The organism is Aliamphritea spongicola (genome assembly GCF_017051665.1).
GTDB classification, from domain to species: Bacteria; Pseudomonadota; Gammaproteobacteria; order Pseudomonadales; family Balneatricaceae; genus Amphritea; species Amphritea spongicola.
The window spans coordinates 12,282-28,317 of record NZ_JAFIDL010000008.1 but is presented as its reverse complement, the minus strand read 5'-3'; the positions used below and the strand labels follow the sequence as shown (position 1 = coordinate 28,317).

Sequence of the window (16,036 nt, the reverse complement as noted above, 5' to 3'; positions counted from 1 at the left end):
CCGGGTTATGCCTTCGCTGGCTTAACCTTAGCGACTTCGCCACCGATCTTGGCACAGGTACCTTCCGGCACGTATACCCATTCGTTAGCCGCGTTATCTACCGTAGACTGACCGGCACAACCGTGTTTACCGTCCAGCGCACCACAGTCGTTCTTACCCGCCATCGCTACGCCGGCGCACTTTTCCCACGCGGCTGGCTGATCCGGCACAGCCATCGCTGCAGAGGCACCCGCCAGGGCAATACCGGCAATCGCTGTTTTCAGTGCTAGTGTTGATTTAGACATGATCGATATCCTCAGATTTTTTATATTTTCCTGACTGATCATCAAACCTGCGAACAGAACTGTTATTCCCCTTAGCATTCACAGGCCTGCGAGGCAGGTCTTAAGAGTCATTTTTGTTGTGACTCATAAGGGTTAACGAACGTGCTTCAGGTTTGATTGCAAAAAAATGAAAAAAATCAGTATTTATCGCAGAACAGCGATCGGCATGGAGGGAAAAATCCGGGATCCCGGTACCGGACAGCACCGGGGAAGCGTACTTAGAAAAGCAGATCAGTTACGGCACGCCTCAGGACAGCGTTCCAGATAATCAGGGTGCTTACGCTGACAGGGGCCACCCACACCGGCATAACAGGCACCGCCCACCCCTTTATAAAGCGGACCACCTTTTCCGGCGTAAAGCTTACCGCCAACCCCTCGGTACCGCGGACCACCCACACCCGCATAACAGGGACCACCCACACCCGCATAAGCAGGCCCACCTACACCGGCATACGCCGGGCCACCCACGCCGGCATAACACTCACCTCCCGGTTTCTTACTGCCTTTACAGTCACAGACATCCACCGCATAAGCGGGCAAAGCCAGTACATAAACAAACAGCAAAGTGAGCAGGCGCATAATTGAATTTCCATATCAGGGGGTAACAGGAAAATTGTCCACCAGGCCGGCCATAAATGCAAAACACGTCCGTCTGAAGCCCTTTTACTTGCCTGTTTAGCCTGCCTCACACCGGGTAAAACATCCGCATAAAGCCGTTTAAAACACCGGAACTGCCCAAAACAGTTATGCTTAACAGCCGTCATATCCGCCGGATCCATTGAGTTTTTTCTTCATAAAATCATAGCGTTGCTAAATTAACCGAGCAAAGGCGCAGGTAAAAACTTCCTTTCTCAGTACAAATAATCACCGGATATGACCTACATTTAACTCAATAACGCCAATAACGTTCCGCAGGATACAGCTGCAGGCGCTGAGGCATTAAACACCATAAGGAAATCTACAGGACCAAAATCTGTGGCCAGTAGCAGTGTTGTTAATTCATTAATGATCAAAGTCGGGGCGGTGATCTTTATCACAACGCTGGTCATTGGTTATCTGTGGATAGACAGCGAATACCGTGACCTGGCTGACACCAACCGGCGCTTTGCAGAAAACTATCTGGAAGAGCAAAAACAGATTTTACGCAACGATGTTCTGCGGATGCGTGAATTCGTTCATCAGCAACAGGCGCGGGCCAGTACCGAACTGCGCCATCATCTGAAAAACCATGTGTATCAGGCTCACAGTGTCGCCACGGGAATTCACCGCCAATACCATAAACGCCTGCCGGACTTTAATATTCAGCAACGGATAATCGACGCTCTGCGGTACAGCCACTTTGCCAACTCCCGCAGTTATTACTTCATTGACTCATTCAACAAAACACCCCTGCTGTACCCGCCTGACCCGACGATTGAAGGGCACACCATGGACGCCAGCCTGCACGCCAGGGAAAAACACGAGGTCTCCCAGAAGACACTTGAACTGGTCTCCACCGAAGATGAAGGCTACATCCTGTATGACTGGTATCCCCCGGAAGATAACAGCACCCTGGAACGTAAATACAGTTTTGTAAAACGTTTCGAACCCTATAACTGGATCATTGGCAGCGGTGATTATCTGGAAGACTTTGAGCAGCGCAACCGCACCCGTATTCTGCAGGACATAGCACAAACCCCGACATCCAAAATGGAACCGGATTACTTCTTTGTGGTGTCTTACACCGGTGACCTGTATGCCGCACAGGGTAAATATCTCGCAGGTAAGACCAATATATGGGAACTGCAGTCCCCAAAGGGAAAAAAAGTGGTTCAGGATTCCGTCAAACTGGTCAACAAGTATCCTGACGGAGGCTTTTACTCTTATTTCTGGGAAAAACCTGACGGTGACATCGCTGAGAAAATTGCCTTTATGGTGGGCATTGATGAATGGCAGGTCTATATCGGTACCGGCGCCTATCTGGATACGATCGATGCTGAAATAGCCCGGCGCAGTGCGGAGTTCGCCAGCAAGGTAAACACCCGGGTACAAACTGCTATTCTCATACTGCTGACAGCTACACTGCTGATTTTACTGTCAGCCTATTTCTTCAGCCGCCGTTTGCAACATAACTTAATGCTCTTCCAGCACGCCTTCAACGACGCGGTTGAAAATGGCATCCACCTGAATAAAGACAGCATATTCTTTAACGAATTCAAGCAGCTGGCCGGCAGCGTCAACCGGATGATTGATCGCCTGAACCGGCAAACCAGCATCCTGCGCCACACCGCTCAGCACGATGCCCTGACCGATCTGCCAAACCGCCTGACCGGTAACGATCATCTGGAAACCATGCTGCAAACCGTCGCTGAGCATAACGCCTCACTGGCGTTGTTTTTCATTGATCTGGATAACTTTAAAGAGGTCAACGACACCCTCGGTCACAGCGCCGGCGATCAGTTGCTACGTCAGGTAGCAGAACGCCTGCAGGGAACATTACGGGAGGAAGATCACCTGGCCCGGCTTGGAGGCGACGAGTTCACCATTGTGACCGGCTTTATGCCCGACAAAGATGACGCCGTCACCATTGCTCAGAAACTGCTGGACTGTTTTACCGCCCCATTCACGGTCGGCGAGCAACAGATTTTTGCCGGCGCCAGCATCGGCATCGCCATTTATCCTGAACACGGCCACAGCTCCGAATTGCTGTTACGTAATGCTGATGCTGCAATGTATCAGGCAAAACGTAACGGTAAAAACGCCTTCGCCTTCTACGACAGCCATCTGACGGTCAACCTGCAACACCGGATCAATATGATCGACAGCCTGCGCCGGGCAATCGATAACCAGGAATTCTGTCTGCATTACCAGCCACAGGTCTGTGTTAAACGCAGCCTGACAGTCAGCTGTGAAGCCCTGATTCGCTGGCCCCGTGAGCAGGGATGGATCAGCCCCGCTGACTTCATTCCCTACGCCGAATCCAGCGGGCTGATTAACCCGATCGGCCGCTGGGTCATCCGGGAAGCCTGTGAGCAATGGGTGCGCTGGCGGGATCAGGGGCTCAGCCTGCGGGCCATTGCGGTGAACATTTCCTGCCACCAGCTGCAGGAACCGGACTTCATTGATCATATTGTCAACTGCCTGACGGAAACCGGCTGCCCGGCACAGGCGCTTGAGCTGGAGGTAACAGAAAGCGCCTTACTGGATACCCCGGAAAAACTTACCCGGCTATATAACATGGGCATCCGGCTGGCACTGGACGACTTCGGTACCGGCTATTCATCACTCTCATATCTGAAGCAGTTGCCACTGAACAAGATCAAAATCGACCGTAGCTTCATCGACCATATCGCCCATGACGTCAATGATCTGGCCATTACCCGGGCCATACTCACCCTGGGGAAAAGTCTGAAACTGGAGGTCATCGCCGAAGGAGTGGAAGAAAATCAGCAATTAGATGTCCTGCGGGATGAGCAGTGTCCGCTGATTCAGGGCTTTATTTTCAGCCCGGCGCTGGCCGCCGATGACTTCTTTGAATATGCCATGCGCCACGGCAAGAACGAAGACCGTATCACCCGGATGGGCTAACCTCAGGACAGCACCGTCTATTCCCAACTGGCTTCATCTTCATGAAGAAGAAATTCAACACTGCGCTCATCCCCGGTCAGTTGCTGAATCGTCACCGGTGCGCCTTCATGATCCAGCTCCAGCCAGCCAATACCTGACGCATTCAGCAGCCTCTCGCCGCTGCGGGCATTCGCCGGTTTATAAGGAATGATCTTCATGCCCCGCCGCTTGGTAAACCAGTTCAGCGGCGACAAAGGGGCATACAGCCAGCGGTTCAGACGGTCGAATACGTCCAGCAGTTTTGCCGGAAATTCATTGCGGATACCGCTGCTGGTAATTTGCCAGATTTCAGGTCCGCCCTGACGGCCTCTCAACTGAATATCGTAGGCAAAGGAGTAATGCACATCACCGGAAAGAATCACAAAATTCTTCGGCGTGCGGGGGTGGCGAAACATGTTCAGCAATGCGTGCGCAGAGCCCGCATGGGCCATCCAGTTTTCCGCATCCACCAGCAAGGGCTTACCCACCCAGGTAAAGATCCGCTGCACGGTCTCAATCAGTTTCACCCCGAAAATCGGCGCCGGTGAGACGATAACCACTGACTCATGGCCCAGAATATCATTCTGCAAATCCGTCAGGGCCTCCCAGTCCATCAGACCGGATGGCCAGTTAAGATTCTTCTCGGAACGCCAGCGATGGGTGCGGGTATCCAGCACCACCAGCGGCGTGTGATAGTCCCAGTGATAATGCCAGCGCGGGAATTTGAGCAGCTCATCCAGCAAGACATCATACTGCTCACTGCCCGGTTGTTGCAGGCCGGTGACCACCTGTTCCAGCAGCGGCTCAGGGAAGTGCTCCGGGGCATTACCCCAGCCCTGACAGATCAGATACCCCAGCAGGGCATTTCCGATCACCCGGCGGGAAAACGGATTTGAATATGCAGACTGTTCCCAGCCCGCCGTCAGATTCCAGTCATCGGTAATATCGTGATCATCAAAAATCATTGCCACCGGTAGATGGGCCATTACCCGGCGAACCCGCGGTAATCCGGCAATGAAATGGTCCAGTGAATGGCGCTCTTCGCTGTACAACGCCTGCTGGGCGTCATCCAGCGCCGGCGGTGCCTGCAGCGACAGTTTTTCCCAGGCAGCCGGAGACCAGACCAGCAGATACATCGCCAGCACTTCGCCCAGAGTAATCAGGTGGTTATGGGCATGGTCGGAGGTAAAGACCGGCTTTTCGACACTGCGGAACAGTACGTCCTGCAGGCCACTGCTCTGCTCTGTCGGCAGCAGCGTATCACGCCGATAATAGTGGGCATCCTGATCATGCAGCCGGGCTTCGCTGCTCTGCACCTCAGCAATGTTTTCCACCGGCAGACCCAGTTCAGCCAGCAGACCATGAATGGCCACCAGCATCGGGCCGCCCACATCATCCACATACACCTGATCACCGGACATCATCAGCACCGATGGCCAGTGTTGCGGATCAATAAAGTGTTGCTGCAGTTTGGCATCGGCAAACAGCAAACCGTCAGCACTGTCATAGTGAGGTTTACGGCATGAACCGTGCAGTACCCTATCCAGCCGTGAACGCAGTACAAATCCCGGGCGTGGCTGGCCGGGATAGCAGATATCACTGGCCCATTCAGTTACCGGCTGCCAGTGTTCTGTATTTACCGGGCGTAATTGCAGGTCATAACCAATGAAACAGTCATAAGGTAGCGCCTGCTGCAGAGGGATATCGAACAGATAGAAAAACAGTTCTTCACCCGCCTGCCAGCAACGGCAATGAGCACCTGCATCAACCTCCTGCTGTGATTCGCCGTCAGGATATAAGTGTAACCGGCTCTCCAGCGGCCGGGATGCCGCCAGCCACAAGGTCAGCTTTTCGGGAGTCAGGCGACGTAAGATCGGGCCACAAAGTACCAGTGGCAAAGCAGTAGCAGTCATAGATTCACTATCTGGCGATGTTCAAACACAACTTAAGCATACCCGGGCGGTGATTAAAACCGCCATAGCTGGCGCATGCGTTGATTTTCAACAGTTTCCCCCGTCACAAACATTTAAACAAGTGTTAGAAAACATCGCTTCACCGGGTCCAAAATACCATGGTTTTGTTATCCCGAACGGATAGTTTTGTGATAACTGCCTGCAAGAATGTCCCTCACCCACAATACATTGACCGCCTTTGCTGTGACTGAAACGTGCCCGGAATTCCTGATCAGCAGCGGCCTCCCATGAGGTGATGTTATGACACTGCAAACCACAGGCACCGACAGACAGCTTCTGCGCCGCCCGAACACCACACCAGACACTCTGCCCGAAGATCAGCCACCGGCAACGTATCAGATACCTGCCGGGCATCCGGCAATCGCCCATTTACCGGCGGCGGAACAACAGCAGTTTTGTCAGTTTGGTACTGGGCCATCCGTCAGCCCGGACTTTGAACTGATCCATCAGGGCTTTGAACACTTTGCAGCCCTGCAGCCGGATGCCTGTGCCGTCCGTGAAGCCGGCGGCCGGGAAATCAGTTACCGGACGCTGAACACCCAGGCCAACGCGCTGGCCGCACACCTGCAGCGCAACCAGGTCAGCCGGGGTGACAGCGTTTGCCTGTTTGTGCGCCGAGGGATCGAAATGGTGGTCGGTATTCTCGCCTGCCTAAAGCTTGGCGCTAATTATGTGCCCCAGGATATGCAGTTGTGTCCGTCCCAGCAACGCCGTCACATTGTAGAAACGGTTGCCGCCACCATTATTCTGACCACCCGCCAGTATGAACAGGCGGTCAGTGAAGACGGTGCGCAGAAAGTCATCGCTATTGACCGTTTTCTGGAACAGCCGGCCGGGATTCACATCGAACAGCGTTTCTTCAGAGCCGCCCGCCCGGAAGACACGGCAGTGATCATCTTTACCTCAGGCACCACGGGTAAGGCCAACGGCGTACAGGTCAGCCACGCCAATCTTGTGAATATTCTCCTGACAGCCCCCGGCAACATGGGCATCCGTCCCGGTGACAAGGTTGCCCAGCAACTGAACATCGCCTTTGATATGGCCGCCTGGGAAATCCTTGGTTGTCTGGGCAATGGCGGCACCCTGCTGATCCGCAACAAAGATTTTCAGGCCACCGCCGAACAGGCCGACGTCTTAATCGCCACCCCCAGCATTCTGGCGACACTGGATGCCAGCCGCTGCCATCAAGTCAGAGCGGTGGCGGTGGCCGGTGAACCCTGCCCGCAACCGCTGGCGGATATCTGGGGCGCATTCTGCGATTTCTATAATTCCTGTGGCCCTACCGAAACCACCATCATTAACACCGCTGAGACATACCGTCCGGGCGATCCGATACTGAGCATCGGCCGGCCAACGCCAAACAACACCGTGTATGTCCTCAACGACAAACTGGAGCCCTGCGGCATCGGCGAAACCGGTGAAATGTGGGCCGGAGGTGTCTGTGTCTCCAAAGGCTATATCAATAACCCTGAACTGACGGCGGAACGCTATCTGGACGACCCGTTTCTCGGTCACGGACTCAAGATGTTCCGCACCCGTGACCTGGGCCGCTGGACCGCCGACGGCACACTTGAGCACTTCGGCCGGGTAGATGATCAGGTGAAAATCCGCGGTTTTCGGGTCGAGCTGGATGCGGTTTCCGCGGTACTGGAACGGGCAGAAAACTGCAGTCATGCGGTCGCTCTGAAACTCAACAGCCGTCACCTGGCGGCTTTTGTCAGCCCAGCCAGTGTGGACCCGGATGAAGCCCGCCAGCACGTGCTCAGCGCCCTGCCTTACTACTGTGAACCCCTGTTTATTATCGCCGTCGATGAACTGCCCAAAACTATCCGGGGCAAAGTCGACAAGCGCGCGCTGGCAGCCAGCGCCGCTGAATACCACCGCTCTATTGAAACGTCCGGAGAACGCGCATGACCAGCCAGCACATGCCAATTGAACTGCCAGCCCCCCGTCAGGGCTTACGCAGCACCATCAAACAACCCCGTTACATGCACTATAACCGGCTGATTACGCTGATCTTCCTGATTAACGCGGCGGCGCTGGGCTACGGCTTTACCCAGTCATGGTGGACCGGCGGAGGCGTTGCCCTGCAGGTACTGGCCGACCTGACCCTGTTTAACCTGGGGCTGGCCATTCTCGCCCGCCAGCAATATGTGATTAACTTTCTCTTCTGGTTATTCACCCGGGCGCCCACCAGCTGGCCGCTCGCCATCCGCTGGACGCTGGGTAAGGTTTACCATTATGGCGGCCTGCATAAAGGCGGTGCACTGGCCGGTACCCTGTGGTTCATTATCTTTGCCGGCAGTGCCAGCTATCAGTTCCACCAGAACCTGCCGGGGATCTCTGCGCAGAGTCTGGGGCTGATTTACGGCCTGCTGGTTCTGTTAGTGCTGATTGTGGTGATGGCGCAGAAAAATATCCGCGCCCGGTATCATGATGCTTTCGAACGGACCCACCGCTTTGGTGGCTGGCTTTCACTGGCACTTTTCTGGGGGCTGACCCTGTCCTTCATTGACGATCAGCGCGGCGCCCAGAGCTTCAGCGATGCCCTGACCGGTGCCACCAGCTTCTGGATTCTGTGCCTGCTGACCGCCAGCATCATCCTGCCCTGGTTACGGCTGCGCCGGGTACCGGTTCAGGTGGAGACACCCTCCAACCACGTGGCAGTAGCAACCTTCGACCACGGAGTGACCCCGTTCGCCGGTTCGTCCACCGCAATCAGCCTGAACCCGTTAATGGAATGGCATCACTTTGCCAACGCACCGTCTCCGGACAAAGACGGTTTCCGGCTAGTGATTTCCCGGGCCGGTGACTGGACCGGCAACTTCATTGAGCAGAAGCCGAGCCATGTCTGGGTTAAAGGCATTCCACAGGCCGGTGTGGCTTACATCGAAGTGCTGTTCAAAAAGGTGGTGTACGTTGCCACCGGCAGCGGCATTGGCCCGGTATTGCCACACCTTCTGGCGCAGGAAGTGCCGATCCATCTTATCTGGTCGACCCGTGAACCGCGCAAAACTTACGGTGACGCACTGGTGGATGAAATCCTCAGTGTGCAGCCGGATGCCCACATCTGGGATACCGATGCCAACGGCAAGCCGGACCTGGTCAAACTGGCCTATCAGGCCTGTCAGGAACACGGGGCAGAAGCGGTTATCTGCATCTCCAATGAAAAACTCACCTGGCAGGTGGTATACGGCATGGAAAGCCGGGGCATTCCCGCCTACGGGGCTATCTGGGATTCCTGAACAGGAGACACGCTATGTCAGACTTGCTACCCGATAACAACAGCCCCCTGCTAGCCGAACGCCACGGCAGAGTGGTGGTACTGCGGCTCAACCGCCCGGCGGTTCTGAATGCCCTCAACAGCCAGTTAATGCGGCAGTTAGTGGCCACCTGCAATGAGCTGGATGCCGATCCGGATACCGGCTGCATCATTCTTACCGGCAACGAACGGGCTTTTGCCGCCGGCGCAGACATTGAAGAGCTGGCAGCACAGCGGCATCTGGATATGTTTCAGCAAGGATTCTTTGAACCTTGGGACCGGTTTGCCGCTCTAAGAACTCCGATCATCGCTGCGGTATCCGGCTATGCATTAGGCGGCGGCTGTGAACTGGCCATGATGTGCGACATCATTTTTGCCGCCGACAACGCCCGCTTCGGCCAGCCGGAAGTCAAAATTGGTGTTACCCCCGGCATGGGCGGCTCACAACGGCTGACCCGGCTGATTGGCAAATCACGGGCAATGGATATGATCCTCACCGGCCGGATGATGGATGCGCAAGAAGCAGAACGGGCCGGGCTGGCAGCCAGAGTGATACCGGCAGATGAACTGTTCAGCACCGCGCTGGAAGCCGCTCAGCAGATCGCCGGGTACAGCAAAGCCATCACCATGACCGCCAAGGAAATGGTCCGGCAGGCAGAGCAAACCAGCCTGCAGGACGGCGTTCTGTTCGAACGGCGCAGTTACTATGCTCTCTACGGCAGCGATGATCAGATTGAAGGCATGCAGGCGTTTATGGAAAAACGTCCGGCGGTATTCCGGCGGTGAATACCGGTTATATACAGGACGTGACCGTGAGACAGGATTTACCCATGGAAAATAAGAAAATACTCATCGTCGAAGATCAGGATGAAATTGCCGATCTGCTGCAACTGCACCTGTCTGATCTGGGGGCTGAAATCACCCGGGTCAGCGACGGCCACAGCGGCATGCGCATGGCCTGCAGCATGGACTGGGACCTGCTGATTCTGGACATCCAGCTGCCCGGTCCGTCCGGGCTGGAAATCTGCCGCAGTGTCAGACGTAACCAGAACTACGTCCCCATTCTGCTGCTCACCTGCCGTTCCAGCGAACTGGACCGGGTACTGGGGCTGGACCTGGGGGCCGATGATTACATCACCAAACCGTTCAGTGTGATGGAGCTTATTGCCCGCATTAAAGCGATGTTCCGGCGGGTCAGCGCTATTCAGAATGCCAACCCCAAAGAGCAGGACACCCTGACACTGGGCAAACTGTCCATTGATGAAAAGCTCCATGAAGTGAAACTGGCGGGTAAAACCATCGACCTGACCGCTCGGGAATTTGACCTGCTGCGCTATTTTGCCTGCCAGCCGGGTCGGGTATTCCGCCGCTCCGAGCTGCTGGACAATGTCTGGGGCTACGGCCACGCCGGTTACGAACATACGGTCAATTCTCATATCAACCGGCTGCGGGCAAAAATTGAAAACGATTCCAATAATCCGGAAATCATCGTCACCGTCTGGGGGGTTGGCTATAAGCTGGATACTGAGAGGCTCAGCCTGTGACGCCTGCTGAATCCGCCACCCAGCCGGCAGAACGGATGCAAAAAGGCCTGGTGGGCACCCTGAACACCCGGCTGTCACTGGCGCTGATGTTCATTGTTATCGCCGTGGGCGTCGCAGTGATGCTGGTCAGCCAGAACTGGATGCGGGCCTACTATGAAGAGCTGACGCAAAAGCTTAACTTCAGCATTGCTATGTACGTCACCGACACGTACAGCCTGATCACCCAGAACGGCGATACCGCCCGGGTCCAGGTTGATGCCATTGAAGCCCTTGCCCAGCAGGCCATGGTGATTAACCCGCTGGCTGAAGTCTACCTGCTGGATGCCCGGGGCAATATTCTCGCCCACGCCCTGCAGGACGATAACCTGGCCCGGCGCAGTATCCCGCTGGGGCCGTTACAGGACTTTATCCGGGGGGATATTGAATATCCTCTGCGTGGCGCAGACCCCCGCCATATGCATGCCGAAAAAGTTTTCTCCGCCGCAGAAATCCGCCAGAACGGCCAGTTGCAGGGCTACCTGTACGTGATTCTGGGTGGCCAGCTGTACGACAACATTGAAGACGGCATTCAGGACAGTTACAGCCGTTCCATGGTGCTGGTCGCCATTGCCGTGATTACCCTGGCAGCAATCCTCGCTGGCTGGCTGATTTTCCGCTTACTGGTGCGCCGCTTAGGCATGCTCAGCCAGGCTATGCACAGTTTCAGCGAACAGAATCTGGATCACTGCCGCAGTGATCTGCAACAACCAGCCACGGCCCCCCTGCCTAAAGATGAGATTGATCTGCTGGCCCAGACGTTTGAGCGAATGTCAGAAAAAATCGGCATGCAGTTTGAAATGCTTCGCGAAGCAGATCAGACCCGCCGGGAGCTGATCAGCAATGTATCCCACGATCTGCGCACCCCGCTTTCAACCATTCAGGGCTACCTGGAAACCCTGCTGATCAAAAACAGCAGCCTGAACGAAACAGAGCGGATGGAATTTCTGCGCACCGCCATGCACAGTTCACACCGGCTGGGACAGCTGATTCAGGACTTATTCGAACTGTCCAAGCTGGAAGCCAAGCAGATGAGCGCCAGCTGCGAGCGCTTTTCACTGGCAGAACTGGTCTTCGACACCATTCAGGAATTCCGCTTACAGGCAGAGGCCAAAAATATTCACATTGAAGTGGTCAACCTGCAGAACAATGCCTTTGTATATGCGGATATCAGCCTGATCCAGCGGGTCTTTGAAAACCTGCTGCGCAATGCGGTGACCTACACGCCGGAGAATGGTGAGATCCGCCTGCAGATTGAAGCGGACGCTGCCCGGCCGCAGGATGCCGTCAGCATCAGTATTGCCGACAACGGTCAGGGGATCAGTCCTGAGCATCTGCCGTATATCTTCGACCGTTTCTACACCCAGCAACAGGCAAAGAGTACCAATACCGGATCTACCGGACTGGGGCTGGCCATTGTGAAACGTATTCTTGAACTGCACAGCAGTGAAATCGAGGTACAAAGCCAGCTGAATCAGGGCAGCTGCTTCCGCTTTTCCCTGCAGTCTGCTGCCTGAACACCGCCAAAAACACCCTCCACTGGCAGGGTGTTTTCTTTAAAGTTGCCTGAAAACTGGTCTGAATGACTAAGGTCAATTGCCCCCGTTGACCTTAGACGATTCTGTTTATACTCTATCTGACACATTAATTACGCATCACATTGCGAAATTACAGTGTGTGATCAGCAACGTCAGTACCTGACCGACATCATCACTGTAGGAGACAGCGACAGGGCTCTGCAAACATCAGACCTGTACACGCTCTCGGATTTTCCTGAAGTATTAAACGGATAAACAGTTTATAGGAGCTATCAATGAGCGTCTCCTGGTGCAAGTCGTATCTGCTGCCAGCCAGCCTGTTGTTATCATTATGTCTTAGCCTGATTGGCTGTATTAATCAGGAGCCGGATTCAGTTTCCTGGCGTTTACAAACTCAGGCGACCAAAGAAAGTATCGATTATCAGGGGCTTTTAGAGCTTGCTGATAACGTCAGCAAAATGAGTTCCGGCCGTCTGCAGCTGGAAATTATTCCCAGTGATGAAGTCGCTGCCGGACCGGATATTTATACCGCGGTTCAGGAACGCCGTATTGAAATGGGTAATGGCTGGCCAAACTGGTGGTCGGGCCAGCATCCGGCCTGGGCCCTGATGAATGCAGGCCCGTTCGACTTCATGAATCTGGATGCGTCCATGATGTTTTTCCTGGCCGGTGATGGCACCAAACTGGCTAACAATCTCTCCTCCCCGGACGGCATTATGTGGCGGCCTGCCTGGTGGCCGGGCATGGAATTTGGCCTGATCTCCAAAGACCCAATCACGGGCCTGGATGATTTGCGCAATAAAAAAGTCCGCATTGGTCCGGGTCTGCCCAGCGAAGTGCTGACCGCCGCTGCCGGCGCCTACACTATTCCGCTGGTACCGAATGAAATCCGTCCGGCACTGGAAAACGGCGACATTGACGCGGTTGAGTGGACTACCGCCCGCGGCGCCTGGGATCTGGGCCTGCATGACATCGGCAAGAACGCCATTGTCCCGGCAATCTGGCAACCTTCCGTATTATCCGATTTCCTGATCAACCAGGCAGCTTATGATGAACTGGCGCCGGATCTGCAGGCGATTCTGGAATCGGCGATTAAGTCCTATACCCTGAGCGTCACCATGAAGGCTAAAGTCTCTGATTTTGAAGCCTTTAAGCAACTGGCCGACAGTGGTGTAAACATCAACAGGTGGTCGCAGGAAGACATCGACCGCTGGCGCGAAGAATCAGATAAAGTGCTGGTTAAGTACGCCCAGAGGGACCCGCTGACGAAAGAAATCATTGAGAAAAAACGCAGCTTTAAAAAGGAATTTAACCAGTATTACGACTGGTTCGGGAATTATGAACAGCAATGATTAACCGCTTAACGATCCGTCTGTTCTGTATCGTTAGCCTCATCACCCTACTGGTGATGAGCTCCTTCGTCGCAGTCCGGTATGTGGCGAATGCTGAGCTGATGGAAAGCACCTCCCAGGAACGGGGGCTGGCGGTTGCCAAACGGGTAGCCGCCTCAGTTAAACCCACCATCTGGAACATCTACAACAAATCCTACAACCGCACCTATACCGCAGAATTCGCGGATGCCATTCTGGATGCTGAAATGGATTCTGAATTTATTCAGGGCATCAAGGTATTCGGTAATTTCGGTCACCTCTACATGGGTAAAATCAAGCGCGATAATCAGCAGATTGAGCGCTTCAACGCCGACAATGACGAGCTGAACTGGAAGCAGCAACCCAACCGCATCAGTTATCCGGTGTCACTGGGCGCGATGACTATCGGGCACGTGGAAGTCAGCTATTCCGATAAAGAATTTGCCGAAACCCTGCGCAGCTCCCTGTGGGTGGACATCACTCAGGTAGCCATTGTCAGCCTGCTGTTCGTCGGCTCATTGTATATTGTGTTACGGCTGGCACTGGTCTCGCCGATGCAGTCCCTGCAGGTTGCCCAGCATGCACTGGACGCCCTCGACGAAGCAGTTTTTGTGGTCAACAAAGACGGTCACGTCATCGACATAAACCCCAGTTACACAACCATTACTCACTATAAAGAATCCGAAATACTCCACCGCCCTCCGGCCATTTACGCCACCGACCGCGCCCAGTTACCCATTTTTCAGTTTGCCGCCGATACTCTTAAGAAGAAAAAAAGCTGGTCCGGTCAGGTCGTCGGGCAGCGCAAGGACGGCAGCACATTCCCGGGCTGGCTGAACATCAACATTGTTGAACCGGTTGAAGGCGTACTGAACGATACCAACACCACCTATGTGGGGGTGCTGACAGACATTGCAGAAAAGCAGGAAGCGGAACAGAAACTGCATCATCTGGCTTATTTCGATACCCTCACCCAGATCCCCAACCGTTACTCTTTCATGCTGCGCCTGGAAGCAGATATCCATCTGGCCAGCCGCCAGTCCAGCGCATTGGCACTGCTGTTTATCGATCTGGATAACTTTAAATGGACCAACGACAGCTTTGGCCATGAAGCCGGTGACCTGTTACTGATCGAAATTGCCAACCGGCTGAAAGCCCGGTTGCGTAAATCCGATACGGTATACCGGATCGGAGGGGATGAATTTACCGTGATTGTGTCCAGCTATATGGATAACGACAGCCTGGTTCAGCTGGCGGAAGATCTGGTCGGCACCATCGGGCGCACCTTCTATGTTGATGAACATAAGATCAAACCCGGTGCCAGTATCGGTATTTCCACCTTCCCCGGCGATGCGGCCAACGCCCATGAACTGATTAAACGGGCGGACTCCGCCATGTTCCAGGCCAAGGAACAGGGCCGGGGTCAGGTATGCTTCTTCTCCTCCCATCTGGAGCAGCAACGGCAGCGGGATCAGATGATCATCGAAGGCCTGAAAGAAGCCATTCAGGAAGACGAACTGGATCTGCACTACCAGCCTAAAGTGATGCTCCGCCCGGATGGCTTTGAGGTGATCGGTGCTGAAGCCCTGTTACGCTGGCACCGCGACGGTGAAGTGGTATCCACGCCAGACCGGTTCATTCCGATTGCCGAACAAAGCAACTTGATCTGTGAACTGGGCTACTGGGTCATTGATAAATCCTGCCGACAGATCGCCGAGTGGAAAGAGCAATCGCTGGGGCCTCTTACAATCGCCGTTAACCTGTCACCACGGCAGTTTAAAGACAGCCAGCTGTGTGATTATCTGGATAGCTGCCTGCAGAAATACCAAATCCAGCCCGGCGAACTGGAACTGGAAATCACCGAAAGCGCGGTGATCGAAGACATTCAGGGCTCAATTAAAACCCTTACCCGGCTGCAGTCGATGGGCATTTCAATCGCCATGGATGACTTTGGCACCGGTTATTCTTCACTGGGATACCTGAAACAATTACCGATAGAAGTGCTGAAAATTGACCGCTCATTCATCAGCACCATTCCAAACCCGGATGATAACGATGCCATCGTCAAAGCAATCTTCTCCATGGCTAATGCTCTGGGGCTTGAAGTGGTTGCTGAAGGCATTGAAAACCAGCAGCAGCTGGAGTTTCTGGTGGCTAACAATTGTCAGGTGGGACAGGGCTACTACTTCTCCCAGCCACTGCCGGTGAAGCAGTTCAAACACTGGCTGACCGCTCAGGCACGGCCGCTGCTGAGCAAGGCTTAAGCCTAGATACCTTCAAGGGCAACGCCCTCAACAGTCACAACCCCAATAAACACACCACGCTCCCCGGCTGACAGCACTTCGCTACAAGACGCCGGGCATAAAAAAACCATGCCGCGGCATGGTTTTTCAGGATCAAGGGTA

At 54.5% G+C, this 16,036-nt stretch carries 11 protein-coding genes; 8 read left to right on the top strand and 3 right to left on the bottom strand.

Features of this window, described 5'->3' with window-relative positions; translation table 11 throughout:
* Positions 1-5: 5 nt before the first annotated feature.
* Together JYB63_RS18850 and JYB63_RS18845 are read right to left on the bottom strand one after the other, a co-directional pair.
* Positions 6-284, bottom strand: coding sequence for a BufA1 family periplasmic bufferin-type metallophore (locus JYB63_RS18850; protein WP_205659476.1), 279 nt, complete (start codon positions 282-284; stop codon positions 6-8).
* A 270-nt stretch (positions 285-554) separates the two neighbouring features.
* Positions 555-902 carry a hypothetical protein gene (locus JYB63_RS18845; RefSeq protein ID WP_205659475.1) on the bottom strand — a complete coding sequence of 116 codons (348 nt, stop codon included), beginning with the start codon at positions 900-902 and terminating at the stop codon, positions 555-557.
* Positions 903-1,298: 396 nt separating this feature from the next.
* On the opposite strand from JYB63_RS18845, the gene JYB63_RS18840 reads away from it, so the two are divergent.
* Positions 1,299-3,890 carry an EAL domain-containing protein gene (locus JYB63_RS18840; protein WP_205659474.1) on the top strand — a complete coding sequence of 864 codons (2,592 nt, stop codon included), beginning with the start codon at positions 1,299-1,301 and terminating at the stop codon, positions 3,888-3,890.
* A 17-nt stretch (positions 3,891-3,907) separates the two neighbouring features.
* On the opposite strand, the gene JYB63_RS18835 is transcribed toward JYB63_RS18840, so the two are convergent.
* Positions 3,908-5,821, bottom strand: coding sequence for an alkaline phosphatase D family protein (locus JYB63_RS18835; protein WP_205659473.1), 1,914 nt, complete (start codon positions 5,819-5,821; stop codon positions 3,908-3,910).
* Positions 5,822-6,121: 300 nt separating this feature from the next.
* Here JYB63_RS18835 and JYB63_RS18830 point away from each other — a divergent pair, with 300 nt between their 5' ends.
* The 7 genes from JYB63_RS18830 (at position 6,122) to JYB63_RS18800 (ending at position 15,895) form a co-directional block, all read left to right on the top strand.
* The gene (locus tag JYB63_RS18830) at positions 6,122-7,795 is read left to right on the top strand and encodes an amino acid adenylation domain-containing protein (protein ID WP_205659472.1); all 1,674 of its coding nucleotides are present in this window, start codon (positions 6,122-6,124) and stop codon (positions 7,793-7,795) included.
* Positions 7,792-9,126 carry an FNR domain-containing protein gene (locus tag JYB63_RS18825; protein ID WP_205659471.1) on the top strand — a complete coding sequence of 445 codons (1,335 nt, stop codon included), beginning with the start codon at positions 7,792-7,794 and terminating at the stop codon, positions 9,124-9,126. Before JYB63_RS18830 ends, JYB63_RS18825 begins: the two co-directional genes overlap by 4 nt.
* Before the next feature lie 14 nt (positions 9,127-9,140).
* Positions 9,141-9,929, top strand: a complete 789-nt coding sequence (locus JYB63_RS18820) for an enoyl-CoA hydratase-related protein (protein ID WP_205659470.1) — start codon at positions 9,141-9,143, stop codon at positions 9,927-9,929.
* A gap of 44 nt (positions 9,930-9,973) precedes the next feature.
* Positions 9,974-10,687 (top strand): winged helix-turn-helix domain-containing protein, encoded by a 714-nt coding sequence (locus JYB63_RS18815; protein ID WP_205659469.1) that lies wholly within the window; start codon positions 9,974-9,976, stop codon positions 10,685-10,687.
* Positions 10,684-12,240, top strand: a complete 1,557-nt coding sequence (locus JYB63_RS23665) for an ATP-binding protein (protein ID WP_205659468.1) — start codon at positions 10,684-10,686, stop codon at positions 12,238-12,240. The genes JYB63_RS18815 and JYB63_RS23665 overlap by 4 nt, the downstream gene beginning before the upstream one ends.
* Before the next feature lie 296 nt (positions 12,241-12,536).
* Positions 12,537-13,613, top strand: coding sequence for a TRAP transporter substrate-binding protein (locus JYB63_RS18805; protein WP_205659467.1), 1,077 nt, complete (start codon positions 12,537-12,539; stop codon positions 13,611-13,613).
* Positions 13,610-15,895: a putative bifunctional diguanylate cyclase/phosphodiesterase gene (locus JYB63_RS18800; protein ID WP_205659466.1), complete on the top strand. Its 2,286-nt coding sequence runs from the start codon at positions 13,610-13,612 to the stop codon at positions 15,893-15,895. The genes JYB63_RS18805 and JYB63_RS18800 overlap by 4 nt, the downstream gene beginning before the upstream one ends.
* The last annotated feature ends 141 nt before the right edge of the window (positions 15,896-16,036 follow it).

Coding starts and splice junctions, on each gene's coding strand:
- JYB63_RS18850 (WP_205659476.1), bottom strand. CDS start 284: ATGTCTAAATCAACACTAGCACTGAAAACAGCGATTGCCGGTATTGCC.
- JYB63_RS18800 (WP_205659466.1), top strand. CDS start 13,610: ATGATTAACCGCTTAACGATCCGTCTGTTCTGTATCGTTAGCCTCATC.
- JYB63_RS18835 (WP_205659473.1), bottom strand. CDS start 5,821: ATGACTGCTACTGCTTTGCCACTGGTACTTTGTGGCCCGATCTTACGT.
- JYB63_RS18830 (WP_205659472.1), top strand. CDS start 6,122: ATGACACTGCAAACCACAGGCACCGACAGACAGCTTCTGCGCCGCCCG.
- JYB63_RS18805 (WP_205659467.1), top strand. CDS start 12,537: ATGAGCGTCTCCTGGTGCAAGTCGTATCTGCTGCCAGCCAGCCTGTTG.
- JYB63_RS18815 (WP_205659469.1), top strand. CDS start 9,974: ATGGAAAATAAGAAAATACTCATCGTCGAAGATCAGGATGAAATTGCC.
- JYB63_RS18825 (WP_205659471.1), top strand. CDS start 7,792: ATGACCAGCCAGCACATGCCAATTGAACTGCCAGCCCCCCGTCAGGGC.
- JYB63_RS18820 (WP_205659470.1), top strand. CDS start 9,141: ATGTCAGACTTGCTACCCGATAACAACAGCCCCCTGCTAGCCGAACGC.
- JYB63_RS18845 (WP_205659475.1), bottom strand. CDS start 902: ATGCGCCTGCTCACTTTGCTGTTTGTTTATGTACTGGCTTTGCCCGCT.